Annotated in this window: 18 protein-coding genes, 4 pseudogenes and 2 riboswitches; of the genes and pseudogenes, 10 read left to right on the top strand and 12 right to left on the bottom strand. The window is 69.0% G+C overall.

The genetic code is table 11. The features are described from left to right. Positions 1–184: 184 nt before the first annotated feature. Positions 185–1,150, bottom strand: a complete 966-nt coding sequence (locus tag ACIOHC_RS16700; RefSeq protein ID WP_351085658.1) for a pirin family protein — start codon at positions 1,148–1,150, stop codon at positions 185–187. A gap of 168 nt (positions 1,151–1,318) precedes the next feature. Here ACIOHC_RS16700 and ACIOHC_RS16695 point away from each other — a divergent pair, with 168 nt between their 5' ends. Beyond that, positions 1,319–1,687 (top strand): tetratricopeptide repeat protein, encoded by a 369-nt coding sequence (locus tag ACIOHC_RS16695; protein WP_351085660.1) that lies wholly within the window; start codon positions 1,319–1,321, stop codon positions 1,685–1,687. Positions 1,688–1,702: 15 nt separating this feature from the next. Here ACIOHC_RS16695 and ACIOHC_RS16690 read toward each other — a convergent pair whose 3' ends face one another. Beyond that, on the bottom strand, positions 1,703–2,086 hold the full coding sequence (locus ACIOHC_RS16690; RefSeq protein WP_401843049.1) for a hypothetical protein: 384 nt from the start codon (positions 2,084–2,086) through the stop codon (positions 1,703–1,705). Positions 2,087–2,142: 56 nt separating this feature from the next. On the opposite strand from ACIOHC_RS16690, the gene ACIOHC_RS16685 reads away from it, so the two are divergent. Further along, complete coding sequence (locus ACIOHC_RS16685) at positions 2,143–2,652, top strand: GNAT family protein (RefSeq protein WP_351085664.1); 510 nt, start codon at positions 2,143–2,145, stop codon at positions 2,650–2,652. A 110-nt stretch (positions 2,653–2,762) separates the two neighbouring features. On the opposite strand, the gene ACIOHC_RS16680 is transcribed toward ACIOHC_RS16685, so the two are convergent. Both ACIOHC_RS16680 and ACIOHC_RS16675 read right to left on the bottom strand, forming a co-directional pair. Further along, complete coding sequence (locus ACIOHC_RS16680) at positions 2,763–3,536, bottom strand: CbtA family protein (protein ID WP_351085666.1); 774 nt, start codon at positions 3,534–3,536, stop codon at positions 2,763–2,765. A gap of 28 nt (positions 3,537–3,564) precedes the next feature. Further along, positions 3,565–3,777: a CbtB-domain containing protein gene (locus ACIOHC_RS16675; RefSeq protein ID WP_401843048.1), complete on the bottom strand. Its 213-nt coding sequence runs from the start codon at positions 3,775–3,777 to the stop codon at positions 3,565–3,567. Between the two features lie 3 nt (positions 3,778–3,780). Beyond that, positions 3,781–3,929, bottom strand: a riboswitch (adenosylcobalamin (AdoCbl) riboswitch). A 109-nt stretch (positions 3,930–4,038) separates the two neighbouring features. Here ACIOHC_RS16675 and ACIOHC_RS16670 point away from each other — a divergent pair. The 3 genes and pseudogenes from ACIOHC_RS16670 (at position 4,039) to ACIOHC_RS16660 (ending at position 7,468) form a co-directional block, all read left to right on the top strand. Further along, positions 4,039–4,668: a histidine phosphatase family protein gene (locus ACIOHC_RS16670; RefSeq protein WP_401843047.1), complete on the top strand. Its 630-nt coding sequence runs from the start codon at positions 4,039–4,041 to the stop codon at positions 4,666–4,668. 25 nt (positions 4,669–4,693) lie between these two features. Next, positions 4,694–4,913, top strand: a riboswitch (cobalamin riboswitch). Between the two features lie 165 nt (positions 4,914–5,078). Then, positions 5,079–5,453, top strand: a pseudogene (locus ACIOHC_RS16665) (5-methyltetrahydropteroyltriglutamate--homocysteine S-methyltransferase); the annotation flags it as partial. A gap of 1,187 nt (positions 5,454–6,640) precedes the next feature. Beyond that, positions 6,641–7,468: a glycoside hydrolase domain-containing protein gene (locus ACIOHC_RS16660; RefSeq protein WP_351085674.1), complete on the top strand. Its 828-nt coding sequence runs from the start codon at positions 6,641–6,643 to the stop codon at positions 7,466–7,468. Positions 7,469–7,484: 16 nt separating this feature from the next. Here the strand turns inward: ACIOHC_RS16660 and ACIOHC_RS16655 are convergent, their stop codons facing one another. From ACIOHC_RS16655 to ACIOHC_RS16645, 3 genes are all read right to left on the bottom strand, one after another. After that, positions 7,485–7,943 (bottom strand): hypothetical protein, encoded by a 459-nt coding sequence (locus tag ACIOHC_RS16655; RefSeq protein ID WP_351085675.1) that lies wholly within the window; start codon positions 7,941–7,943, stop codon positions 7,485–7,487. 267 nt (positions 7,944–8,210) lie between these two features. Further along, positions 8,211–8,732, bottom strand: coding sequence for a hypothetical protein (locus tag ACIOHC_RS16650; RefSeq protein WP_351085677.1), 522 nt, complete (start codon positions 8,730–8,732; stop codon positions 8,211–8,213). Positions 8,733–8,911: 179 nt separating this feature from the next. Continuing rightward, positions 8,912–15,172 carry a DNRLRE domain-containing protein gene (locus tag ACIOHC_RS16645; RefSeq protein WP_401843155.1) on the bottom strand — a complete coding sequence of 2,087 codons (6,261 nt, stop codon included), beginning with the start codon at positions 15,170–15,172 and terminating at the stop codon, positions 8,912–8,914. An 823-nt stretch (positions 15,173–15,995) separates the two neighbouring features. On the opposite strand from ACIOHC_RS16645, the pseudogene ACIOHC_RS16640 reads away from it, so the two are divergent. Continuing rightward, positions 15,996–16,184, top strand: a pseudogene (locus ACIOHC_RS16640) (transposase); the annotation flags it as partial. 290 nt (positions 16,185–16,474) lie between these two features. Beyond that, complete coding sequence (locus ACIOHC_RS16635) at positions 16,475–17,911, top strand: MmgE/PrpD family protein (RefSeq protein ID WP_401843046.1); 1,437 nt, start codon at positions 16,475–16,477, stop codon at positions 17,909–17,911. 37 nt (positions 17,912–17,948) lie between these two features. Here ACIOHC_RS16635 and ACIOHC_RS16630 read toward each other — a convergent pair. Further along, positions 17,949–18,242, bottom strand: a pseudogene (locus ACIOHC_RS16630) (IS5/IS1182 family transposase); the annotation flags it as partial. A gap of 219 nt (positions 18,243–18,461) precedes the next feature. Here ACIOHC_RS16630 and ACIOHC_RS16625 point away from each other — a divergent pair. After that, a pseudogene (locus ACIOHC_RS16625) lies at positions 18,462–19,322 on the top strand (family 16 glycosylhydrolase); the annotation flags it as partial. Positions 19,323–19,496: 174 nt separating this feature from the next. Here ACIOHC_RS16625 and ACIOHC_RS16620 read toward each other — a convergent pair. Then, on the bottom strand, positions 19,497–20,939 hold the full coding sequence (locus ACIOHC_RS16620; RefSeq protein WP_351084369.1) for an NAD(P)/FAD-dependent oxidoreductase: 1,443 nt from the start codon (positions 20,937–20,939) through the stop codon (positions 19,497–19,499). Between the two features lie 115 nt (positions 20,940–21,054). Here ACIOHC_RS16620 and trxA point away from each other — a divergent pair, with 115 nt between their 5' ends. Beyond that, positions 21,055–21,426 carry a thioredoxin gene (gene trxA, locus ACIOHC_RS16615; protein WP_351084371.1) on the top strand — a complete coding sequence of 124 codons (372 nt, stop codon included), beginning with the start codon at positions 21,055–21,057 and terminating at the stop codon, positions 21,424–21,426. Between the two features lie 76 nt (positions 21,427–21,502). Here the strand turns inward: trxA and ACIOHC_RS16610 are convergent, their stop codons facing one another. Together ACIOHC_RS16610 and ACIOHC_RS16605 are read right to left on the bottom strand one after the other, a co-directional pair. Beyond that, positions 21,503–21,808 carry a hypothetical protein gene (locus ACIOHC_RS16610; RefSeq protein ID WP_351084373.1) on the bottom strand — a complete coding sequence of 102 codons (306 nt, stop codon included), beginning with the start codon at positions 21,806–21,808 and terminating at the stop codon, positions 21,503–21,505. A gap of 63 nt (positions 21,809–21,871) precedes the next feature. Then, positions 21,872–22,894 carry a LacI family DNA-binding transcriptional regulator gene (locus ACIOHC_RS16605; RefSeq protein ID WP_351084375.1) on the bottom strand — a complete coding sequence of 341 codons (1,023 nt, stop codon included), beginning with the start codon at positions 22,892–22,894 and terminating at the stop codon, positions 21,872–21,874. 276 nt (positions 22,895–23,170) lie between these two features. Between ACIOHC_RS16605 and ACIOHC_RS16600 the strand changes: the two genes are divergently transcribed. Further along, entirely contained in the window at positions 23,171–23,638 is a 468-nt protein-coding gene (locus tag ACIOHC_RS16600; RefSeq protein WP_351084377.1) for a type II toxin-antitoxin system PemK/MazF family toxin, read from the top strand. Here ACIOHC_RS16600 and ACIOHC_RS16595 read toward each other — a convergent pair. Beyond that, a complete protein-coding gene (locus ACIOHC_RS16595) occupies positions 23,623–24,459 on the bottom strand; it encodes a TIGR02452 family protein (protein WP_401843045.1) in 837 nt (278 codons plus the stop codon). The genes ACIOHC_RS16600 and ACIOHC_RS16595 overlap by 16 nt on opposite strands. Positions 24,460–24,501: the final 42 nt, after the last annotated feature.

Below are 24,501 nucleotides of genomic sequence, written 5' to 3'. Positions count from 1 at the left end.
GACGCGCCCGAGCCCCTTCGCCGTTTCGGCGAAGGGGCTCGGTGACGGCGCGTGGCGGGGACCGCTGGCGACCGCACAGCGCCAGGTCGGCGCACCCGGCGCCGTGGTTTCAGCGCCACCGGCGGGAGTTCGGGGGCGGGCAGTCGGTCGCCCTCGTAGCCCTTCCTTACCGAAACGGGATGTCTCAGCGCACCCTTCCCCGTGGTTTCAGCGCCACCGGCGGCAGTTCAGGAGCGGGCAGCCGACCTCCGTCGTAGCCATGCACTTCCCCGAACCGAGCGCCGACCATCCAGTCCGAACGCGCCTGCGCGATCTCCTCGTGGGAGCGCCCGATGAAGTTCCACCACATCACGATCTCTTCCGCGAAGGGCTCGCCGCCGAGCAGCATGAGACCCGCGTCGGTGTCCGCGCGCAAGGGGAGTTCGCAGCGCCCGCAGCCGAGGTAGAGCATGGAGCCGGGCAGCACGGGTACGCCGTCGACCTCGGCCTGGCCGGACATCGAGAGCACCGCGTACTCGAAATCCGGATCGAGCGGCAGGCGGGCCTCGGCACCGGCGGACAGGGACACGTCGGCGCCGACGATCGGGGTGTAGGCGGTGCCGGGCGAAGTGGCGCCGTCGAGTCCACCCAGGATCAGGGTCGCGGTGAGGCCGGGCGCGGTGACGGTCGGCAGTTCGGTGTGGTGCTGGAAGTGCGGTTCGACGTGCCGGTGAGCCTCCGGCAGGGCGACCCAGAGCTGGGCGCCGTGGAGAAACCTCGCATGGGACTTCGGGCTCTCCTCGGAGTGGCTGATGGCGCGGCCGGAGGTCATCAGTCCCAGCTCGCGCGGGCGGATCGTCCGCAGGCTGCCGAGGCTGTCCCGGTGCAGGACCTCGCCGTCGTGCAGCCAGCTGACCGTCTGCAGACCCATGTGCGGGTGGGGCGGTACCTGCATCCCTGGTTCGCCGGCGATGTCGTCGGGGCCGTAATGATCGACAAAGGCCCACGCGCCGACCATCCTGCGGCCCAGGTTGGGCAGCAGCCTGCGGACCTCGGTGGACTCACCCAGCTGGACGTGGCGGGGGGTGAGGAGTTCCCGTACGGGCTCGGCGACGACGAAACCCCGTCCTCCGCAGACGGAGAGTGCGGCCTGGCGATCGAGATTGCTCATGGCGCTCAACCTATTCCCGCGCGGGCCCGGGGGTGCCGGTTGCCCACGCCGATAATTTAGTGGAATATTCAACCAGTGCGCTGTGTTCGGGTCAGTGAAGCGTGACCGAGCGCATGGCGCGGTCAGCAGCAGGGCGGGTCCGGGGACGGTCCGTGAAGGAGGAGTCAAGTGAGCGACACCTATTTCGAGTTCGGTACGGCCGCCGAGCGTTGGGACCGTGCGCAGATGTTCTTCGAGGCGAAGGAGTACATGACTGCGGCCCGGATTCTGGAAGGGCTGGTCGAGGAGGCGCCGGAGCAGGTCTCCCCGCGTCTGCTGCTGGCCCGGACCTACTACCACTCGGCGCGGCTCGGCAGGGCCGAGACGGAGCTGCGGGCGGTCCTGGAGCGCGACCCGGTGGAACCGTACGCCCGGCTGATGCTGGGCCGCACGCTCGAGCGCCAGGGCCGGAGCGCGGAGGCGACCGGTCATCTGCGGATGGCGGCGGCGTTCTCCGGGGACTTCGACTTCGACGGTGACCGGAGGACCGGCGCCTGACGGTCGTGCGGGTTCTCAGCGGTCGTGAGGGGCGTTCGACAGACGGTTCGGCCATTCCGTCAGGAGGGCGCCCTCGGCCCGGGCGATTGCCGGGTCGGGCGGCTGTCGCAGCAGTGCGTTCGGCCGGGCCCCGGTGTCCGAGGCCCGGGCCCCGGTGTCCGGCGCCCGGGCCTCGGACGCGGTGACCCCCGTGTCGTCCGTGTCGGCGGAGGTGCCGGACACGTCCGGAGCGAAGGACACGGCGTGCAGGGCGTCGCGGACCTGCCGCGACATGCTCGCGTCGCCGAAGGGCGAGGGGTGGGCGACGGGCATCAGCCGCCATCCCGAACATCGCTGCACCCAGCGCTCGCCGGGGCCCACCAGGCCGCGCAGGACCCCGTTCCGCTGCCCGGCGGACACCCCTCCCGGACAATCCGGATGCCGTGCGCCCGCCCCTCATGATAGTTCACTCGGTCATGACCGACCTTGAGACTCCCCGCCTCCTGCTCCGCCTGATGAGCGCCTCCGACGCCTTGCAGGTGATGGCCGGCACGCCGGGCGAGGGTGCCCGCTGGGCGCCGGGATACCCGCCCGCCGGCGAGATGGCCGCGGCCGAGCGCTTCCTCGACGCCTGCGCGACGACGGGGGATCCGAGCCCCTTCGGCTCGTACGAGATAAGTCGCCGTGGGGACTCCCTCGTGATCGGCGGGATGGGATTCCATGGCGCCCCGGACGAGAACGGGCACGTCACGATCGGCTACGGCCTCGTTCCCTCGGCTCAGGGAAAGGGCTACGCCTCCGAGGCGCTGCGCGCGCTGCTGCTGTTCGCCCGCGAGCAGGGGGTGATCTGTGTGCACGGTGACACCGACCTGGACAACCTCGCGTCGCAGCACGTCATGACAGCCGTCGGCATGCGCCTGGAGAAGGAGGACGCGCAGTTGAAGTACTACCGGATCGATTGGTGCCGGCAGAGCGAGGAGCAGTGAGGGCGCGTCCGTCCGTTTCCCGGGTGCGGTCGCGTCGGGCGGGACGGCGGAACCCGCCGGGAGGCCCCCGGCGGGTTCCGCCGTTCCGCTGGTGGTGAGTGGTACGCCGGTCAGCCGGCTGCGGCGGCGGCCCGGTTCGCCGTACCGTCTCCCGTCGCGACGGTGTCGGCCCTCGGCACGAGAAGCCGTTCCGTCAGGTGGCCGAAGACGAGACCGAAAGTCACCCAGAGGGTGGCCTGTACCGCGAGCGTGGCGAGCCGGAACTCCCAGAGCAGGGTGGCCGGGAAATCCCTTCCGACCTCGTTGAACGAGGGCAGGAACGCGTAGGCGACCCCGATCACGACCGCATAGGCGGCCGATGCGGTGACCGTCGCGTTCCAGTTGCCCAGCCGCGGAGCCAGCCGCTTGCCGAGGATGACGGCGGCGACCGCCAGCAGCACGCTGAGGGCGACCATCAGGAAGAACAGGGCTGTGCGGCGGCCGATGGTGTCGGGGTTGCCGACGGCCGGCGGGTTGGCCGGGTACTTCAGGAACGGCACGATGTACACCGCCAGCAGGGCGGTACCCGCGATCAGGGCGGCCGTGGCCCGTGGGCCGAATCGGCCGATCCGGCCGAGGGCGTAGCAGAAGACGAGGGCGGCGATCCCGCCGATCGCCACACCGAAGACGAGCACGCCGGTGGCAAGACCCGCGGTGGACTGCACGGTGCGGCTGACGAGTTCCTCACCGCCGCCGTGGTCGTGGGCGTGCGACTCTTCGAGGGCGATGGCCGCGTCCACCCGGGACTCGCCGAGCAGGTAGGCGACGACCAGTGCGAGCGCGCCCGCGGCGAGGCCGGCCAGCATGCCGCGGACGAGCAGGGCTCTGACAGATATGGAGTTCATGAGGTCTTCCCCTGGATCGGACGGTGCGTCAGTGGCAGGGGAAACCGAGGAGGTGGCGACCGTCGTGGACCCACTCGTGGACACCCTCGCCGGAGACGACCGCGGTGGCGCCCTGTTCCGCGCCGACGAAGTACAGCAGTACGAGCATGAGGATGCCGAAGAAGACCGCCCAGGCGATGGACTTCAGAGAGATGGGGGTGATCGCCGGTACGGCGGTGGCGGGGACAGCACTCTGTGCCATGGCAGAACCTCCTGAGGGAACACGCGTCCCGATCGTGGTGCCTGAGACGAAGGTGCTGGGTCTGACTTCCCGTACGGGTACGGGTACACAGTGGCGCGACCGTGCCGGATTCTCACCGGACTTCCGTCACACCTTCGTCATGTTCGTCGGACGATACCCCCTGGGAGCGGACAGGGCCACGGCGCCGTCGGCGGGGCCGCAGCGCCCGCATGCCATGGTGGGCGCACGCGAGAGGCCACAGTTCAGGGAGTTGACCGGGCCATGACGGTACAGCTGATGTTGATCTCACCGGCGCTCAACGCCGCGCTGCGCGAGGCCCGCATCGACGACGATGCCCCGCTGGACGCGGCCGGGGCCCGGCGGGCACGTGCCGCCGCCGCGGCGGTGCCACCGGCCGACCGGTATGTGCGCGGGCCGTCCGAACGGTGTGCCGGGACCGCCGACGCGCTGGGGTTGCGTGCCGGGCCCGAACCCGCTCTCCGTGGCTGGGACATGGGCCGCTGGAGCGGACGGAGACTGGCCGAGGTGAGCGGCAGCGAGCCGGACGCTGTGTCGCTATGGATGACCGATCCGTCGGCGGCTCCGCACGGCGGCGAATCGTTGCTGGAGTTCTGCGCCAGGATCGGCGGCCTGCTGGAGGCACTTGAGTCCGGGGACGGCGAGGGGGGCGGCCGCGTGCTGGCGGTCGTCGAGCCCGCCGTGGTGCGGGCGATGGTCGTACGGGCGCTCGCTCTGCCGGCGGAGGCGTTCTGGCGGCTGGATGTCGCCCCGCTCACCCTGACCGGGCTCAGCGGCCGCTCGGGACGGTGGAATCTGCGCTGCGGTCGGCCGCTGTCCCCCGCTGCGCGGAGCCGGCTTCCCCGGTCCGCCCCCACTCGCCTGGACAACTGAGGTGCCGGGGGCCGCGGTCAGCGCATAGTCGGATGGCGCAGCTGGTTCGCCCTGTCCGCCAGACAGACGCGTCGCAAGAGGGAACCCGGTGGGAATCCGGGACTGCCCCGCAGCGGTGAGTGGGAACGACCGCCGTCATCAAGCACTGGCCCCTGAAAGGGCTCCGGGAAGCGATGGCCAGTAGGTGTCTCGTGCGCGAGACGTGCCCACGAGTCCGAAGACCTGCCACTGCCCGTGCGCGTCGGACGCGCCCGGTGATCCCGGTGACCTCGTGGGCGGGTCGGCGTACGGATCGGGCAGGGCACACGCGCGTCGGCACGACGCCGCGGTTCCGTCCGGTCCGTCCTGCCTTCGCGTCTTCGACCCGTCCCGGGGTCGTACCAGGACACACGCTCGCGAAGGAGAGTTCCGTGACCAGCAAGTCCGCAGCCGCGGCAGCCCGGGCCACCGTGTACGGCTGTCCCCGCCAAGGGGCAGACCGGGAACTGAAGAGGGCCGTCGAGGGGTACTGGAAGGGCCGTGTCACCGCGGCCGGCCGGCGGGAGACCGCCGCCGGCCTGCGCCGCGCCAACTGGCTCCGGCTCGTCGACGACGGCATCCACGAGGTCCCGACCGGTGACTTCTCGTACTACGACCACGTACTGGACACCAGCGTGATGGTCGGTGCCGTGCCCACCAGGCACCGCGACACCGTCGAAGCCGACGGGCTGGACGGCTATTTCGCGATGGCCCGCGGGACGCAGGACGTGGCGCCGCTCGAAATGACCAAGTGGTTCGACACCTCCGACGGCCGCCGGCAACTGGGACCTGCGGCCGCCCGGCTCGCCATGGCCGCGGTCCACTCCACCGATGTCGCCGACGTGGCCCCTGAGCTCCTGCGCGTCCTGGTCCAGCAGACACGCGAAACGGTCAGTCTCGGCGTTCTCAGCGGAGACGAGATGGTATTCATCTACCGCGAACGCGGCCCCCAGTCCGTCAGCGTCAACGCTGAGCTCTGAGCCCGGCGCCCACTGCACGCCACCTCCGTCGGCAAGGCGTACCACCCAAGGCCAGGTAGTCAGTGATCTCCCTGAGTTTGCAAGCCAGTTGATGGCGGCGGCCTGGACGACCTGGTCACGGGCGGTCTGGAGGGCGACGGTGAAGCAGCAGCGGTCCGGGTCGGTGCCCGGCAGCGACTCCGCGGCCTCGACCATCACGGTCCGCAGGGCCTGGTAGAGAGTGAGCAGGGCCCACATCTCCTGCTCGACGCCGGCCGGGTCGCCCGAACGCAGGACGCGCCCGTTCGTGATCGTGCGGCGGAGCGCGTAGTACGCCGATTCGTGTTCCCACCGCTGGTGGTAGAGACCTGCCAGCACGGCCGCCGGGTAGTGGCGGGCGTCGGTCAGGGTAGTGACCAGCCGGTAGGAGCCTGTGAAGACGGTCCCGTCCGCGCAGGTCACCGTGATGGTCGCGTCGATGACACGGACTTTCTCCGTACCGATCACCGACAGGTACGAGCCGTCGCCGAGACGCGTCAGCACCGGAGTGCGGCGGTTGCCCCGGAGCCGGCCCAGCACCTGCACGGTGACCGTACGGGTGATGGCCACCACCGGGGCCGAAAGGACATGATGAAACGGCAACGGACCTCCTCGGGAACAAGCTGTCTTGGACGACTGCCTGTACCGACGGGCTCCGTTGCTCCACGCCGAGAATCCCTCAACGGGCTTGCGTGACCAGCGAAAACGCTAACTACCCGGCCTTGGGTCAAGGCCCGAACCGTCCCTCTGCTTGTCACCAGAGCCCTGCGTCCGTCCCAGTCACGACATCCGCGTCGGCTATTGTGCGATGCGCTTCGGACTTCCGGAGCACAGGTCCGCGCCGCTGTGTGCGCAGACGCTGCACCCGTGCTGCGGCAGGGCCGTGTCGCAGTGCGGGTCGCGATCTGTGGGCGCGTCGGATGCGGCCGTGAGTCGCGCTATATATGGGGTGGGGAATGTCCAGACATCGACTGTCTAAAAAGAGCCGCTACATTGCATGGGCGACTGGGGGTGCTGTCGTGGCCGCAGGTGCCGGAATCGCGGCACAAACGTCCATGGCAGCCACCGCCTGGCCCGTACAGAAGACCTACACTGGACGAGCGTTCGACACGTGCACGGCGCCCTCGCTCAATGCGATGAAAGCGTGGAACACTGGGTTCTACGGCGCCGCCGCCGTCTACGTCGGCGGAAAGAACCGTGGCTGCGCCCAGCCCAACCTGACCGCTTCCTGGGTGAAGTCGGTCAACGCCGCCGGCTGGAAGCTCATACCGCTCTACGTCGGCGCGCAGCCGCCCTGCCAGAAGAGCGCGAACCCGGAAAAGTTCACCTCTTCCACGGCTGCCTCCCTCGGCGCAAGTAACGCCAAGGACGCGGTGGCCAAGGCATCAGCGCTCGGGATGAAAGCCGGCAGCCCGATCTACTTGGACATGGAGCCGTACGACATCACCGACAAGGCGTGCAACGACGCCGTCCTGACATACGTGCGCTCTTTCACCAAAACGCTACGCAACGCCACTTACCGTGGTGGCTTCTACGGCTTCAGCAGTTCCAGCGCAAAGGCCATCGCCACCGCCACGAACAAGACTGACTTGCCGGGCAACCTCTGGTACGCGCTGTGGGACAAGAAGAACACGACCACCACAGACTGGCCGTGGAAACCAACTCAGTTCACCGACCACAGTCGTGGTCACCAGTACATGGTCAACAGCAAGGAAACCCGGGGTGGTTATACCATCACGGTCGACCGCAACGCATGGGACGCTCCGGTCGCGATCATCGGCTGAAATACTTCACGCACGACTATGGGCCCGGCCGTCGACAGGCATCGAGCGGGGGGAAGGGCGATCCGAGCTGTACCTCGGCCCCGTGCACCGGGGGGTCGAAGCGGGGATTGTCCAGGCGCAGGTAGTGGTGCTCGTCGTCCCCGAAGGCCGTCTGGTCCGCTGCCGCCAGCGGTAACGGGATGACGCATCGAACCGCGACCGCGGTGTCGATCAGCTCGAAGCGCCGCTCGTCCTTCATGTACTCGCGCGGGTAGCTGCTCTCCGTCAGCCTCCAGTAGGTCCCGTGGAAGGAACCGCCGCCCATGGCCAGGGACTTGTCCGGACCGGCGTTGCGGGCGATCGCCGGGTGCCGCCACGACAGCGCCCGGCGATCGCCCCATCCCATCTTCTTGGTGTCCCAGTAGTCGATCAGGTCGGTGACCTGCGGGGATTTTCCTTGTGGGTCGCTGACCTGACCTTCCCGCAACTGCCTCAAGCGGCTCTTGGTGCACTCCACGGTCCGGCAGTGCTTGGAACGGCAGCCGCAGGGCGCCCAGCGGGCACCTCTCTGCGTCAGGCCCTTCCGCAGCCCGTCACCGATCGGTGGATCCAGGTTTCAGAGGCAGAAGCTGGCTGCCACCCGCAGCCCTGGTCTGACCTTCGGCTAGCCGATGACCGCAATGGTCACCGGCCGTCCGCCCGAAAACATCACCCAGTGCACACGGGCTGAATGTTTGGGTTCGAAAGGCTTATACGGAAGCCCTCAAGGCAAGAAAGCCCAGACGAAAGCCGCCAGCATCGGGACGATGAGTATGTCGAACCATCCGTAGCGAAATCTCCTCGTTGCCGGGATTCCTTCGCCCGCTTCAACGGCCTTCTGTGCCCGAAGTACTGCATGCCTGAGATCCCGCCGCGATCCGTTTGCTCTCTTGCCGTCGAAGATGGAACGTGTCATGGACCATGGCAGCACCACCCCGATTCCTTCCAGCTCGATTGCGCCGCCCCTGCCCTCTCTGCCGAGCAGACGCACCGTGTCCAGCCCTGCATGGTATGCGAAGAAAGGGTTGCACACCGTGACCTCGGTGTCACTCCATTCAATGAACGGCGTGATACCGATGCGAATAAGTATCCAGCTCACCCCACACGGCAGGGACAGGGCCAGAGATGCCTCCCAGACCTCTTTTGGTGCACCGGAATCGAAGAACAGGAAGTAGACGGCTACAGCCATCATTACTGCGACCATTGCGATGGATGTCGAGAAGATGAACTTGTTCCTGTAGCGCATTCTGTAATCCTCAGTGGTGCATGTCCGGCACGGTCGATTGCCTGCCGTTGGTGTGAATTGTGCGATTGAGGAGGCGTTTAAATTTCCTCCTTAATTCTCTTGCAATCCTGCACGGGTAGGAAAGTTGCCAGGGGTGCCGCTCGAATCGTACGGCACCCCTGGTTGTTATTGGAAGCTGCCTAGCAGTAACGCATCTTCCAGCTCATCCCGCAGGTGAGTGTGCCGGTCCAGGAATTACCCGCGTAGTTCCATGCCGTGCGCCGGTAGGAGACCCTCATTGCGTGGCTGCCCCGGCCTGCGGCGTGTCGGCCACCTCGGGAGAATCCGCGACTCGACTTCCACCAGGAGCCCGCGGCGAAACGGCCCGCGCCGACGCCGACTGCGGTCCATGCCGCGGACTTGGCCGTGGACTTCCAGTACTTCTTCGTGCGCCATCGTCCTCCTCGGCCGTCGGCTATGGACGTGGCGGCGAAGACGGCGACGCTGGCGACGGCGCAGGCTCCGGCCGACGCGACGATGCAGGCGGCGGTGGCGCCGTATCCGGCGTAGGTCCGCCAGTTCTTCCGGACGTGGCGGGCGGCGCGCTTGAAGCCGCGCTTGACCTTCTTCCAGCTCCACCACTTTCCGTCCAGGTCGTAGCGGTTGAGCGGGTCGCCGTTGACGTACTCGTACGCGTTGGCTCCGCCGCCGTAGACGGGGTCGATGGACAGGAAGCGTCCGGTGGTGGGGTTGTAGAGGCGGACGCCCATGAGGGTGAGTCCGGTGAGGGTCTCGGTGGAGCGTTGCTTGCCTCCCAGCCAGTTGTAGCGGGTGGCGGACTGGCCGGTGCGGGGGGTGCCGTACTCGTCGCTGTCCAAGGCGACGGGGGCCTTGGAGGTGTCAAGCGGCAGTTGGAGGGCCACATCGCCGTGGATCGTGGTGAGTTGCAGGATGGTGCCGCCGGTTTTGGTGGTGGTGGCGGCGAGGTCACCGGTGGCGGAGTCGACGTTCCGCGTCAACGCACCGGTGGTGGTGTCCTCGGTGATCCAGCGGGGATTGTCGCCGTCGCTGTCGTAGTGGTTGACCTTGGACTGCTCCTGTGTCCAGGTGGTGCCGCTGCCGGCTTCGACCTTCCATGAGCGGAAACGCAGGTTGGCGTCGAGTTGCCAGGTCTGGCGCTTACCGCCCGACGTCTGCTGATGGGCCAGGTCGTTGGCGTAGTAGCCGATGGTGCCGTTCCCCGGGAGGGCGGTGGTGCGGCCGAACGCGTCGTAGGTGTAGCCGGTGTCGACGATGCGGTCGGCGCTGTCGTAGGTGTGACTGGTGGTCGTGCCTCCTGATGTGGGGCAGTCGGCGCCGGGCGTACCGGTGGCCGAGGTGAGGGACTTGCGGTTCGTGCGCGCGTCGAAGGTGTAGCTGCGGCGCGTGCACTCGGTGTTCCACGTGTCCTCGACCGTGGTGAGCCGGCCGGTGGCGTCGTAGCGGTAGGTCTGGTCGGACCAGCCTGCGTGGGATGCGACCTGGCCGTGGATGGACTCGGTCACCGTGTCGGAGTAGACGATCGTGCCGTCGCTGTCGCGGGTGTAGGTCCGGTCAACGGCCGTGCCGGTGGTGTCCTCGGTCTGCTTGAGGGTGTAACCGCCGGGCAGTTTCTCGCTCGACACCGAGCCGTCGGCATCGTAGGTGGCCTGGAAAGTGCCGGCGATGGAGTCAGTGGTCCTGGTGGCCAGGCCACGCGGCTCGATGGCCGTGTCGTAGGTGAAGGTGACGGTGGAGGGGACGTTGTCGGTGGCCTTGACCGGCCGTCCGAGCAGGTCGTACTCGGTGGTGGTCGTGCCGCCGTCGGCATCGGTGTAGGAGATCTGGCGGCCGAGCTTGTCGTATGCCTTGGTGATGGTGCCGCCGGTCGGCGAGGTGGTCTTTACGGCCTGACCGGTGGCCGGGTCGTACTCGGTGGTGGACTCGGGGACCGCCTGGCCGATGCCGCCGGTGATGGCGACCTTGGTCTGACGGCCCGCGTTGTCGTACGTGGTCGTGGTGGTGCGGGTGACGCCGTTGGCGGTTTCGGTGACCTTGCCGGGGTTGCCCCACCAGTCGTATTCGGTGGTGGTGGTCGGCAGTCCGGTCGGGTTGCTGCCGCCGCCGGTGATCGCGCCTGCCGGGCCGGTGGAGCAGACCAGGTCGGCCCACTCCGGGCGCCCGGCACAGGTGCCGGTTCCGGTGGGAGACCAGTACGTCGTCACCCTGGTGGCGGCGTCCGTACCGTTCGCACCCGGCAGGAGTTGCTTGACCGTGCGGCCCTGGGCGTCGTACTCGGTTTTGGTGGTGATGGCCAGCCCGCCCGGGTCCTGGACGGTCTGGGTGGGCAGGCCCTTGGCCCAGTCGTAGACCGTCTGCGACACGCGGGGCTCGCCTTGCACACCAGGGTGCTCACGCACCTGCGCGCCCGTGGTGACCTTGGTGACCTGGTCCTTGACCTTGGCGGTGCCGTCGGTCGGGCGTCCGGCGTCGTACTCGTTGACCGTCCAGGTCCGCGCGGTCACGGAGGTGCCTGCCGGGACGAGGGTGGTGGTGCCTGACTTCAGGTCCGTGGTCAGGTCGATCCGGCGCAGCGGCCCGAACTCTTCGAGTTCCCGTGTACCGGTCTCGTTGTAGACGGAGCGGGTGGCCAGGAGGTCGGCGCGTTCGCCTGTAGGGAGCTGGGCGATGCCCAGGTCGGCCTGGACGGCCCTGTCGTCCGTGGTGAGTCCGAGGGCGACGGCCCGGTTGGCGGCCGACAGTTCACGGACGGTGTTGCCGAACTGGTCGTACTCGGTGGTGGAGATGTGTCCGCCGGGAGTGGCGGAGTTGATCTCGCGTCCGGACACTCCAAGGTAGTGCATGTCGGCCCGCTTGTAGTCACCGGAGGTGAGCGAGCCGCCGGTGTGGGACGCTGGGACGGCGTCGGCCGGGAAGACGGCGGCGGCATCGGTGGGTGTGTCCAGCTGGCCCCACGCCTTCACGTCCGCCGCGCCCATCTTGTACGGGGCGGCGGTGCCGGTCAGGGGCACGTCGTAGACGACGCTGGAGTGGGCCTCGCCTTCGACGGTGTCGACGGTGCCCTGCTTCAGCCCGGGACGGGACGCCTTGAGGAGCATGCCGTCACCGGCGGTGGCGGCGTTGCCGGCCTTGCCGTAGGTGAAGGTCCACGGCAGCTCGCCAGGCGGAGTGAACTTGGTGACCCGTCCGGCGCTGTCGTAGGCGTATTCGGACTTCTGCGCGGGGCTGATCTGCGGGTTCCACGCCTGGCGCAGGCGGCCCGTGCTGTCGTACCCGTACATCTGGGCGGACTTGGAGGTTGCCTCTGCGGCACCGGGGGCGGTGGACCACAGGCGGATCTCCTTGACCTGTCCGCTGTAGTCGCCGAACACTGAGTCTGTGGCGGTGGTGGAGGTGGCGTAGACGAACTCCACCACGCGGCAGCCCTTGGTCACCGGATCGGCGGTGCAGGCGGCGGTGGTCGTGGCCGAGGTGGCGCCGATGATCCGTTTGGGGCGGGCCAGCTTTTTGCCGTCGACGGTCACGGTCTCGGAGATGACGGTCGTGGTGGAGTTGGAGAGGCCGTCCAGCAGGGTACTGGAGACCTGCCAGGTGGTGGCCGCAGCGTCGGGCTTGGTGAACTCGGTCACCGTGCCCTCGGTGTCGGAGAGCGTGAACGAGCCGGTCACGCTGCCCTTGAGAGTGAGATCCTCCGATCCGGGCTCGGGGATCCAGCTGGTCTTGCCCACGTTGGCGGTGAAGTGGGTCTCTTCACCCTCGGAGTCGACGACGGCCACGGCCGTGTCGGACACCCTGCGGATGTGGGAGAAGTCCGAGTCCGTCATCTCCGCGAGGGTGCCGGTCACCCACTCCTTGCCGAAGATCGGCGCCTGGCCTTCCTGCGTCACGCCCTTGTCCGGGGCACGCGACGAAGCGGTACGCGAGACCGAGAGGTCGAACGCGGAGGCGTCGGTGGCGGAGAGGGTGTAGTCGCCAGTGAGCAGGTTCACCGATCCCGGGCCGACGTTCTCCGACGAGGCGCCGGAGGCGTTGCGGTCCACGACGACGGTCAGCGGCTCGGTGCTGCCCGAGGCGGAGCTGGGGCCGGTGAAGTCGGCCTTGATCTGCACGCTGCCGTCGGGGTCGACGGTACTGGTCGCGTTCCAGACCAGAGCGGCGTTCTTGCCGCCCGCCATCGGTACCGGCCACGCGGTCAGAGGTGTGCCGCCGGAGGTGACGTCGGCAGCGGGGATCTTCACCCACGGGTCGGCCTCGGACCGGCGCCAGGAGAAGGAGACTTTGTCGTACTTGCCGGCATCGGCCTCGGCGACCAGGGGCAGGCGGCGTGCGGTGCGCTCGCCCTCACCGGGCTGTATGAACCCGCCGGGGCCCGCGTGGAAGGTGTAGTCGATGGCCTCCGACTTGTTGTCGGCCTTGTCGACGGCCCGAACCTGAAGGGTGTGGGTGCCGTCCTTCGGCGGAGCGATGCTGATGCCCTTGTCGGCACTGGAGCCACCGGTGGCGACCTTGGTCCAGGTCACACCGTCGAGGGACCACTCGAGCCAGTTGTGGTCGCTGCCGGTGGGCGGCGTGACGGTGAACGTGCCGGTCTGCCCTGTGCCCTTGACCCATTTGTCCGACGGGTAGTCCGTCGAGGCGATCTTCGTGGGAGCGGACGGTGCCTTGGTGTCGACCGTAAACGTCTTCCACGCAGACCAGCCCACGTTGTAGTGGCTGCCGTCATAGGGGGAGGTGCGGAACTTGTACGTCTTGCCGTCCGCGAGCATACCTGCGGGGAGGGTCACCGAGGCGACCTGCCCGGAGGGCACGTACTTTGAGACGAGGACGTTGCCGACCTGGGTGTTGGTGGCGCTGTCGAAGACCTGGAAGGTGCCGTTGACCTTGTCACCGTCGGCGTCGACGAACGTGTCGCGCAGCGTCGGGGTGACGGTGTTGACGGTGTAGGCGCCGCCGTAGGAGAAGTACGGCGGGCCCGCTTCCTGCTTCGTACCCGTGCGCGGCCGGTAGTTGTAGGTCACGACCAGCTTCGGCGGGTTGGACGCGGCGTTGGCGGAGTTGACCCGCTTCCACTGCCCCGTGACGTTCTCGTCGGAGGCGCGCAGGCCCATGTGGGACCTGGCCGCCTTGGCCGACGCCCATTCCTGCACCATCGTGGTCACGTCGGCGTTGATCCAGCCGCCCGGCTGCGCGGTGCACGAGGCATTACCCCGTGTCTCCGAGGAGGTGGCCTTCGTCGCGATCCACGTCGGCTGGTTGGGCGCGGCCCAGCGCGACGACGTCGAAGCGGCGCCGGTGGACCACACCTCCCACGGCTGCAAAGGACACGAAGAACCGGTGTAGTTGCCGGAGTGGAAGTTCCACAGCGACAGCTTCGCGTCCATCACTAGCGCGTCGGCGATCGGCGCGGTGTTCCACGAGATGAAGGACCGGGCAGTGCGGTACGTGCCGTCGGCGTTCTTCGTACCCGGGTTGCCCAGGTCCAGCTCGACGTCCGTGGACCAGTCGCGTGTCTCGCCCTGCTGCACGTAGGTGTCGAAGACGTTCGACAGCGCCGATGTCGACGGGTCCACCGTCACCGGGTATTTCGTCGCCGGGTCGGCCAGAAACTTCGCGTCCGGGGTGACCACCAGGTCTATGGTCGAGCCCTTTTTCACGGCTTTCATCGCCACCGGCACTCGGCGGGTGTGCTCGCCGGAGACCGGGTCGATGGTGGCGTCCCACATCACTGGGGCGGGCATCACCGCGGTCTTCTTGTTCTTCTTGTCCGTGAAGAGCACGCTGCCGTCGGATTGTTGCTCGGCCTTCAGGCCCTTGGCCTTCAGCGGCAGGATATAGGTGTAGCTGTCCGTCGTCGGCTTCCGCTTGATCTCCACGAACTGCTCGAAACCGGTGCGCGTGGCCTCCACGACCACGTCTGCGCCGGGAACGGCGTTGACGTACTCCGCACGTGTCCCGTCGAGCGTCGGCTTCGGCAGGCCGCCCTTCCACTGGAGGGTGATCTGCTGGTCACCCTCGCCCAGCGTTACCAGGTCGGTGGCCTTGGCCTCGCGAGCGGCCTTGAGAGACGTCGCCGGCGTGCCTGTCTTCCCTGCAAGTCGCAGGCCCTCCGGGTGCGCGACTGGCTCCACGCCTGAGCCGGATTCACGCAATTCCACATCGACGTCGACCCACTTGCCGTCCCGCTCGAACCGGACGGGACCAGCTGCGAACTCGGTTGTGAGGCTGCCGTCCTTGTTCGCCCATGTCGTGGACGTCTCGGTGCGCTCCGAGAGCGCCTCGACCCGCTTGTCGGACAGCCTCGCCGCGACACGGGCGGAGGGTATGTCCGCTGCCTGGGTCGCTGTCGCCTTCTTCGGCGCATCTGCGGCCTGAGGCGGCGAGGCTGCTCCGGAACTTGTCACGTCGAGCAGGGTGATGGCCATGGCCAAGGCGAGCCCGCCCGCTGTCCAGCGGACGTTCTTCGCGAGCCAAGGCCGCCCGCGCTGCCAATGCGCGGGTCTGTGAACCGTCATGATCTCCGACCCTCTCACCTTCACTTCGGCATCACTGATGTGATGTCAAAGTGAAGGTATGCGTCAGGTAAAGATCGGAAATAGTGACAAGATCACAGAAGATGGACGGGAAACCGTCTATCGAAAGCGGTGACGTGTGTCACTTTCGCACGTCAACGGGCCTGGGATTTCCAGGTACTCACCTTGGCCCTTGCAAGGATTCGGCCACCGGTGATGCGGGGATTCAGGGTCTGATGCACGATCGGGTGACATCTGAACTGGCTTGCCCTGCGGGGCGGGTGGGAAGGACCGGAGCGCCGTACGCCCTACCGCGTGGCGCTGTGCCCTCCGGCCAGCGCCACGCGGTAGGGCGTACGGCGCGGGCCCGACGTGCAGGGAAACTGATCGAGGACATCAAGGCCCTGCGGCTCGACACCTTCGACATCGCCGATCGTCTGAGGTCCTGGCGCGCTCCCTGACCATCAGCCAGTGGAACCGCCCCCTTCCATCAGCGCCGTAGACATCCTCGGGTGGCTCGACCGTCGAGTGCCGCACACCGACCAGGCGTTCGTGGCCCATGAGCTCACGGAGATCGCGGCCTGGCTCATCGATGACGGCTTCGCACCGGACGACCCGGGCCACACGGTGGAGATCAGCGGCCCGTCCCGTATCCGTGGTGACCGCGCCTACCAGGTGGATGTGGGGCAGACCGGTGATCACCTGCGGCCCGCTGCCTCCAACCGGCTCACCCCTGCCCGGTCGGGTCCGCCGGGGGTTCAGGAATATCCGCGCTCACCTCGCCTGCCCGACCCGTGTTCCCAAACCCACAGGCATCGGGCCCGGACGGCCACCCGGCGCCAAGAACAAACGCAGGGCACCTCGCTACGACGTCGGCAAGACCGTCAAACGCCCCGAGACCCTCAGAGGGCGATATGTGGGCTGATGTTTGGTTCGTGATTCGCTGGCTACGAGTGCCTGACGGAACTCGCTGGGTGGGACGCGGCGCCCAGTCGGCCTGCGGCAATCGACTGGGCGCCGAGGCCGGAGGCGCAGGTGAGGGCGATCCGCTCGGGTATCTCAGTGAATCAGGCGGCAGGTGGGCAGGGCTGCCGATGTGAGGGCTTTCCACTGCGGCATCATGAGCGGCCGTCAGCAATGGCGATCGCAGGACCACACTGGAATCGGCAGGAGTGCAGAAAGCCCATGAGTGTCTCCGGATCCGAGCCCGATAGGGTGGCCGACAACGCTGGCGGCGACCCCACGGACCCCGCAGGTCCCACCGGCCGGCTGGCCACCTGGCTTGCCGGCACCTTGCTGGGCGAGGTGCCGCCTTCCGTGCGCGAGCGCGCCAAGCACCTGCTGCTCGACGGTGTCGCCTGTGCCCTGGTCGGAGCCAGGCTCCCTGTCTCCCGCAAAGGTGTCGAGGGGGTCACCGCGCTGGACAACGCCGGGAACGCCGCGCTGATCGGTTGGGGAGCCCGCACGACCAGCGCGCCGTCGGCGGCGATGCTCAACTCCAGCTTCATCCAGGGCTTCGAACTCGACGACTACCACCCGCTCGCCCCGTTGCACAGCAATGCGCTGGTCGTGCCGGCCATGCTCGCGGTGGTCCCGCACGTCGGTGAGGTGTCAGGGTCCCGCTTCCTGCTCGGCGCGATCCTCGGCTATGAGACGGGGCCACGGGTGGGCATGGCCCTGGGGGGCCTGGAGATGATCTCCCGCGGCTGGCATTCGGGGGTGGTCTTCGGTACCCACAGCGCCGCGGTGTCTGCTGGGACGCTCTATGGGCTGGACGCCGCCGGGTTCGAGGACGCCTTGGGGATGGCTGCCACCCAGTCGTGCGGCCTGATGTCGGCGCAGTTCGAGTCGATGGTCAAGCGGATGCAGCACGGCTTCGCCGCGCGCAACGGCCTGACCGCGGCCGCGCTCGCAGCGTCGGGCTACGTCGGTATCAAGCGGGTCTTCGAGCGTGAGTACGGCGGCTTCCTGTCCACCTTCGGAGAGGGGCACCGCCCCGACGCCGGGCAGATCACCGCGGGCCTGGGCGTGGTCTGGGAGACCGAGCGCATCGCGGTGAAGGCGTACGCCGCCATGGGCCTGCTGCACGCCGCCATCGACGCTGCCCTCCACCTGCGGTCGGAACACAAGCTGACGGCCGACCAGGTAGAACGGATCGAGATCGACCTGCCGGAAGCCGCCTATGGACACGGAGGATGGCGGGCGGTCCGGCCGCTCGAGCCGATCGGCGCCCAGATGAACGTGGCCTACACGGTGGCGGTGGCGCTCATCGACGGGGACGTGCTCATCGACCAGTTCGCCGAGAGGCGGATCAACCGCGACGACGTGTGGAACCTGATCGACCGCACGGAAACACGCCACGAACAGGCGTACGACCGGCTCCCGGTCGATGAAAGGCTCACTACACGATTGCGTCTGACCCTGAAAGACGGCGGGGTCTGCGAAGCGGTCGTCCGGCACCCCCACGGCACCGGCGACCGCTTCCTGACCAACGCGGAGATTGTCGACAAGTACCGCAGCCTGACTCACTCCGTGGTCTCCCCGGGCCGCCAGGCCGCCATCGAGAACGCCGTCCTCGACCTCGAAGCCCTCGACGACATCTCCCAGCTGACCGCCCTGCTCACTCCCGCCGTGCGGCCCGCCCTGGACTGAAGGGGCGTCACCGCCCCCGAGGTCAGCTCCCCGCCGGTCATGCGTCGCGCCATGTGGGGGCGGATGACCCGGTCAGCATCCTCGACATCCGGTCACTTATGGCCCAGTACACCCTCGACTCGGCCGAGGCGGGCCGATGCTCGTAGTCGCGCACCAGCCTCCGGTGCAGCATCAAGACCCCGTTCGTCTGCTCCACCACCCATCTCCTGGGCTGCGGCACGAACCCGGTGTCGCCAGGGTTGCGCTTCACTACTTCGACCTCGATGCCCGCCTTCGCCCCGTGGTCCTGGACGGTGATTTTGAACCCCTGGTCCACCAGCGCTTTCTTCACGGCGCCCGGCTGGGTGCCGGCAACCACCCTGTCCGCCCGGGACGGGCGCCCGTCCCGGGCCGCGCACCGTACGCCTCCCTGCAAGAAGTGTGGTCTGTACCAAAGCCTTGACAGCCTCTTGGTTCACTTCTTAAATCGCATACGAACGAAGCCTTCTCCCCGCTCCCGAGAGTTGTCATAGGCATGACATTCTCATGAACCGCACGGGAAGGACCCCCCATGAATTCCCCCCACCTCACCCGACGCCTGCTGGTGTCCGCCCTCTCCGCACTCGCCCTCGTCTCGGCCTCCTCCGGTCCCGCGGCCGGGGTATCCGTCCCCGAACCGCGGGCCGCCACCGCGGCCGGGTCGTTCACCGACGACTTCGACGGCCCCGCGGGCTCCGCCGTCGACGGTGCGAAGTGGCAGATCGAGACCGGAGACAACGTCAACAACCATGAACGGCAGTACTACACGGCCGGGAACGACAACGCGGCACTCGACGGCCGGGGCCATCTGGTCATCACCGCACGCCGGGAGAATCCGAACAACTACCAGTGCTGGTACGGCACGTGTGAATACACCTCGGCACGGCTGAACACATCGGGCCGGTTCACGCAGAAGTACGGGCATGTCGAGGCCCGGATGAAGGTCCCGCGCGGACAGGGCATGTGGCCCGCCTTCTGGATGCTGGGCGACGACATCGGCCAGGTCGGCTGGCCCGCTTCGGGCGAGATCGACGTCATGGAGAACGTCGGCTTCGAACCGTCCACGGTCCACGGGACCCTGCACGGTCCCGGCTACTCCGGCTCCGGCGGCATCGGCGCCGCGTACACCCTGCCCGGTGGGCAGGCGTTCGCCGACGACTTCCACACCTTCGCCGTCGACTGGGCCCCCGGCTCGGTGACCTGGTCGGTGGACGGCAACGTCTATCAGCGGCGCACACCCGCCGATCTCGGCGGCAGCACCTGGGTGTTCGACAAGCCCTTCTTCCTGATCCTCAACCTCGCGGTCGGCGGCTACTGGCCGGGCGACCCCGACGGCGGCACCTCGTTCCCGCAGCAACTCGTCGTCGACCACGTACGGGTCACCACCAGCGATCTCCGGCCGCCGGTCTGACCGCCCCGGCTCGCCCCGCCGGTCACCCCGCTTCCTCGCCGGTGGTTCCCGGCCGTGCCGACGGCGGGGCGACCGTCGGGGACGTGCCCCGGCCGACGTACGCGCCGTCACCGCACGGCGCGTACGTCGGCGTGTCACCCGTGTGCGGGGCGGAGTTCACGCGTCCCGGTACGTCTCCAGCAGGCGCAGCCAGATCTCGCTGATCGTCGGATAGGAGGGGACGGCGTGCCACAGCCGGGCGATGGGGACCTCGCCCGCGACCGCGACCGTCGCCGAGTGCAGCAGTTCACCGATGCCGGGTCCGACGAAGGTGACACCGAGCAGGATCTCCCGGTCGAGATCCACGATCATGCGGGCACGGCCCCGGTAGCCGTCCGCGTACAGGCCGGAGCCCGCCACGGCGGCGAGGTCGTGGTCGACGGCGCGTACGCGGTGTCCGGCCCGCTCGGCCTCGGCGAGGGTGAGACCGACCGAGGCCGCCTCGGGGTCGGTGAAGACGACCTGGGGGACGGCCGCGTGGTCGGCGGTGGCGGTGTGGGCACTCCAGCGGTCGGTCTCCAGCAGCGGGTCGCCCGCCGCACGAGCGGCGATCGCGGCGCCCGCGATGCGTGCCTGGTACTTGCCCTGGTGCGTGAGCAGCGCACGGTGGTTGACGTCGCCGACCGCGTAGAGCCAGCTGGTGCCGTCGACGCGGCAGCTGTCGTCGACGGTGAGCCACGAGCCAGGTGTCAGACCCACCGTTTCGAGGCCGAGGTCATCGGTGCGCGGAGCGCGGCCGGTGGCGAAGAGGATCTCGTCGGCCTCGATGCGTTCACCGTCGTCCAGCTCCACGACGACCGGCCCGTCCGGGGCCGTACGCCGTACGGAGGTGGCGGTGACGCCGGTGCGGATGTCGGCGCCCGCCTCCGTCAGCGCCCGCGCGACCAGCTCTCCCGCGAAGGGTTCCATCTTCGGCAGGAGTCCCTTGCCGCGGATCAGCATCGTCACGCGGGCACCGAGGGCCTGGTAGACCGTGGCCATCTCGGTCCCGACCACGCCTCCTCCGACGATCACGAGGCGGCCGGGCACCTTCTTGGCGCTCGTCGCCTCCCGGCTGGTCCAGGGACGGGCCCCGTCGACGCCGGGCAGGGCGGGTACGACGGCACGGCTGCCCGTGCAGACGGCGACGGCCTGCCGGGCGGTGAGCCGGTGCTCCGTACCGTCGGGGGCGGTGACGGAGACGGCTTTCTCGCCGGTGAGCCGGCCCCGGCCGCGGTAGAGGTCCGCTCCGGTGCCCTCCAGCCAGGCGACCTGCCCGTCGTCCTTCCAGTGCGAGGCCTGGTCGTCGCGGTGGGCGAGGACCGCCGCCGTCTCCAGCGGTCCCTGTGCGGCGTCGCTGAGGCCCGGGACACGGCGGGCGTCAGCGCGGGCGACGACCGGGCGCAACAGGGCCTTGCTGGGCATGCAGGCCCAGTACGAGCACTCGCCGCCGACGAGTTCCGTCTCGACGACCGCCGTGCTCAGTCCGGCGGCCCGCGCCCGGTCGGCGACGTTCTCACCCACCGGACCGGCTCCGATCACCACGACGTCGTACTCGGTGTTGAGGGAAGCATCTGTCATGAGGACAGTCTGATCGCGGGTGTGCGCCGCGGCCACATGGGGGGGCGGAATAGCGCAGGTCCGAGCACCGTTGAGCCGGACAGGTCCGAGCCGGTACAGGAAGAGGTAACAGAGCATGAGCACCGTAGAGCTCACCAAGGAAAACTTCGATCAGGTCGTCAGCGACAACGACTTCGTCCTGATCGACTTCTGGGCTTCCTGGTGCGGCCCGTGCCGGCAGTTCGCGCCGGTCTACGACGCGGCTTCGGAGCGCCACGACGACCTGGTCTTCGCCAAGGTCGACACGGAGGCGCAGCAGGAGCTGGCGGCGGCCTTCGAGATCCGCTCCATTCCCACGCTCATGATCGTCCGGGACAATGTGGCCGTGTTCGCACAGCCCGGCGCGTTGCCGGAGGCCGCGCTGGAGGACGTCATCGGTCAGGCCAGGAAACTGGACATGGACGAGGTCCGCAAGTCCATCGAGGAGCAGCAGAAGGAGCAGAAGTAGGCTCCGCGCGCGCAGAAGCGGGGTGAGGGGCCCGGTCGGCCGACCGGGCCCCCTTCCACGGCCGGAAGCGGCCCGGTCAGCCGTCCGCGTCGATCTCGGCGTCGTTCCGGTCGTTCTTCCCGGCACCCTGCTCCTTGATCCGGACCGAGAGGCCGAGGTCCAGCTCGGCACCGTCGACCAGCAGGGCCTCGACCGTGTGGGTCGTCGTGTCGATGTCCGCCACGATGCCTTCGCCCGCATACCGGGGGTAGCCCGATGCCCCCGTCTCTCCGGTCGCCGCCACGACCGCCGAACGGATGGCGCCGCCGGGCTCGACGGCGTCGGTGGTGTCCTCGGCGAATTCGGGGACCAGCAGGATCTCGTAACTCTGCGGATGGCTCATGGTTCTGACGCTAGGCAAGCGGCGCGTGGTGCGCACGTTGCCGCTCCGTGCGGATCCGGCTCCTCAGCTGGACTCGCGGTGGACGGCTCCGGCCCGCAACAGGTCGTACCGCGCAGGGGCGCCGCCGGGGTGCCGCACCAGGCGGTCCACGAGGTCCGCGAGCGGCTCCGCCGTGGCCAGCTCCATCCGCACGGTGCTGAGCCGGGGTCGCAGCAGTCTGCCGAGCATCAGGTCCTCGGCACCGACCACGGCCGCCTCGCGGGGCACCTCGACACCCGTGTCCTGAAGGGCCCGCATCAGAAGCATCGCGTACTCGTCGTTGTACGCGAACACGGCGTCGAGGCCCAGGGTGCGCCAGCGGGCGGCCAGTCGGGCGGCGGACTCCTCCTCGTACCGCAGCGGCAGCGGTTCGATACGGGCTCCGTGGCTCCGTGCCGCCTGCCGGGCCCCGGCCAGCCGGGGCTCGGCGAACAGGCCGAGACCGGATTCCTCCGGCATGACCACGCCGATGCGACGCCTGCCGCGCTCCAGCAGATGTCCGATCGCCCGGACGCCGACCTCCCGCTGGTCCATGACCAGCGCGTGGGCACCGTCCACCGGCCGCGGGCCGAGCGTGATGACGGCCTTGGCCCCCGATCGCCTGAGTACCGCTATGCCTTGCGGGGTGAGGGCGATCGTGCCGGGCACGATGACGGCGACGGGGCGGAGTTCGGCCCAGACGCGGGGCGCGTCGTCGGCGTCCAGGCTCGTACTGCCGTACTGGACCACGGTGTAGTCCAGGCGTCGCAGCCCCGATTCCAGCTCGTGGAAGAAGTGCTGCTGGAGCGGTCCGGCGGGGAGGTTCACGGTGGGCAGCAGCACCATGCGGGTGTGCCCGGCACGCAGGCTGCGGGCCGCCGCGTGCGGTACGTAGCCGAGTTCGGTGGCCGCCGCCCTGACCCGGCGGCGGGTGGTCTCGCTGATCCGTACGGTCGCGTTGTTGTTCAGGACGTACGACACGGTGGCCCGCGAGACCCCGGCGAGCCGTGCCACATCTGCACTGGTCGGAACGGGGCCTTCGGTGGGCTGCTTCGGTAACTGGCTCATGGCGTCGGGCAGTCTTCCAGACGCGTGCCCCATGGGTACGCCCCGGGGCACGGATGACCTCTTGATGACGGGGCGGAGCGGGGCGACGGCATGCCGGACCGGCCCGCCGGCCCTCGGCGCGCGGGCGGCGCTTCCCGGTGACGGGCGATCAACGCGGCGGTGGTGACGGTGCGTCCGGCGCGGGCGAGGCTTCCGCCGATCACGGCGGTCCGGGCCCGGTGTCCGCAGCCCGGACCCGCTCCACGGCTCGGGCCGTACAGGTCCTACGGTGGGGGAATGACCCTTCAGCACCGTGACGACAGCACCGACGGTACGGCCGAGTTCCCCGGCCGTAGCGGCCAGACGGCGACGCGTGAGGCCGAGCCGCACGAGGTGGGCCCGGTCCGCACCTCGTACGCCCCCGACCGGGACGGCGATCCCGACCCCGGCGAGATCGTCTGGACATGGGTCCCGTTCGAGGAGAACGACGGGCGCGGCAAGGACCGCCCCGTGCTGGTCGTGGCCCGCGAGGCGGCGGGCACCCTGCTCGCCGTACAGCTGTCGAGCAAGCAGCACGACCGGGACCGCGAGTGGGTGGCGCTCGGGGCCGGACCGTGGGACAGCTCGGGCCGCCCGTCCTGGGCCGATCTGGACCGGGTGCTGCGGGTGCACGAGGACGGGATGCGGCGTGAGGCGTGTGCGCTGGACCGGAACCGGTTCGATCTGGTCGCCGACCGCCTGCGGGAGCGCTACGGCTGGCACTGACCGCCGAACGTCCGGGTGAAGGCGGACCGGGTGGCGGATTCGGGGCTGCGGTCGAGGATGCCGAAGACGATCTGCTCGAAGTGCCCGTCGAACCGGCCGCCGTCGAGGAGCAACGCCCGGAACGCACCGGCCACCTGCGCCGGATCGTTGCGGAACACACCGCACCCCCAGGCGCCCAGCACCAGTCTGCGGTACCCGCGCACGGCCGCGACCTCCAGCACCCGTCCGGCCCGGGAGGCGAGCGCGGCGGGGATGCGGTGGGCCTCCTCGGGGGTGCGGCTGCGGATGACCCCGGCGTTGGGCGCCGGGGACGTGAGGAAGCCCGCGGTGTACGGGGTGTCGAGCAGCCGGCCCCGATCGTCGCGGAACACCGGCACACCGGGGGAATGAATCACCCGGTCGGTGTAGAAGGCGCTGCGTACGGCGCGGTGGTGGGCGTAGTACTCAGGGGCGCGCAGCAGCGTGGCGTACAGGGCCGAGCCCCGGCACAGGGCTTCCTCCTGGGCCTGCGCGCCGTTGAGGTATCCGCCTCCGGGATTGCGGGCGGAGGCGTAGTTCAGAACAGCGACCTTGCCCGGCCCTTCGGCGGTCATCCGGCGCGCCGCGCACAGGCTGCTCTCATCGGTGACCTCGACGACCGGGGTGCGGTCGGAGTCGAGCGCCGCGACCGGTACCGGCTCGGGCCCGTACAGCCTGGTCCCCGAGAGCGCGGCGGCCAGCGCACGCTCGATGCTCACCTCACGCCCCTCCTGCGTGCGGTAGCGGCCGGCCGCCACGATGGCCTCGGTCTCTCGCGCGATGCCGCGCAGCCGCGCGCTCATCGGTACTCCCCCGTGTGGTGCATACGGGGCATGCTCGGCGCT

Origin of the sequence: Streptomyces sp. NPDC088252 (genome assembly GCF_044740965.1) — a bacterium.
In the GTDB taxonomy this organism is placed as follows: domain Bacteria; phylum Actinomycetota; class Actinomycetes; order Streptomycetales; family Streptomycetaceae; genus Streptomyces.
Note: the sequence above shows the minus strand (reverse complement) of the source record. Positions and strands in the feature narration are given on the sequence as shown.

Excerpts from the sequence above, each read along its gene's own strand:
- ACIOHC_RS16645 (WP_401843155.1), bottom strand. The coding sequence starts at position 15,172 with ATGGCCATCACCCTGCTCGACGTGACAAGTTCCGGAGCAGCCTCGCCG.
- ACIOHC_RS16685 (WP_351085664.1), top strand. The coding sequence starts at position 2,143 with ATGACCGACCTTGAGACTCCCCGCCTCCTGCTCCGCCTGATGAGCGCC.
- ACIOHC_RS16610 (WP_351084373.1), bottom strand. The coding sequence starts at position 21,808 with ATGAGCCATCCGCAGAGTTACGAGATCCTGCTGGTCCCCGAATTCGCC.
- ACIOHC_RS16670 (WP_401843047.1), top strand. The coding sequence starts at position 4,039 with ATGACGGTACAGCTGATGTTGATCTCACCGGCGCTCAACGCCGCGCTG.
- ACIOHC_RS16700 (WP_351085658.1), bottom strand. The coding sequence starts at position 1,150 with ATGAGCAATCTCGATCGCCAGGCCGCACTCTCCGTCTGCGGAGGACGG.
- ACIOHC_RS16680 (WP_351085666.1), bottom strand. The coding sequence starts at position 3,536 with ATGAACTCCATATCTGTCAGAGCCCTGCTCGTCCGCGGCATGCTGGCC.
- ACIOHC_RS16605 (WP_351084375.1), bottom strand. The coding sequence starts at position 22,894 with ATGAGCCAGTTACCGAAGCAGCCCACCGAAGGCCCCGTTCCGACCAGT.
- ACIOHC_RS16650 (WP_351085677.1), bottom strand. The coding sequence starts at position 8,732 with ATGCGCTACAGGAACAAGTTCATCTTCTCGACATCCATCGCAATGGTC.
- ACIOHC_RS16675 (WP_401843048.1), bottom strand. The coding sequence starts at position 3,777 with ATGGCACAGAGTGCTGTCCCCGCCACCGCCGTACCGGCGATCACCCCC.
- ACIOHC_RS16600 (WP_351084377.1), top strand. The coding sequence starts at position 23,171 with ATGACCCTTCAGCACCGTGACGACAGCACCGACGGTACGGCCGAGTTC.
- trxA (WP_351084371.1), top strand. The coding sequence starts at position 21,055 with ATGAGCACCGTAGAGCTCACCAAGGAAAACTTCGATCAGGTCGTCAGC.
- ACIOHC_RS16595 (WP_401843045.1), bottom strand. The coding sequence starts at position 24,459 with ATGAGCGCGCGGCTGCGCGGCATCGCGCGAGAGACCGAGGCCATCGTG.
- ACIOHC_RS16620 (WP_351084369.1), bottom strand. The coding sequence starts at position 20,939 with ATGACAGATGCTTCCCTCAACACCGAGTACGACGTCGTGGTGATCGGA.
- ACIOHC_RS16660 (WP_351085674.1), top strand. The coding sequence starts at position 6,641 with ATGTCCAGACATCGACTGTCTAAAAAGAGCCGCTACATTGCATGGGCG.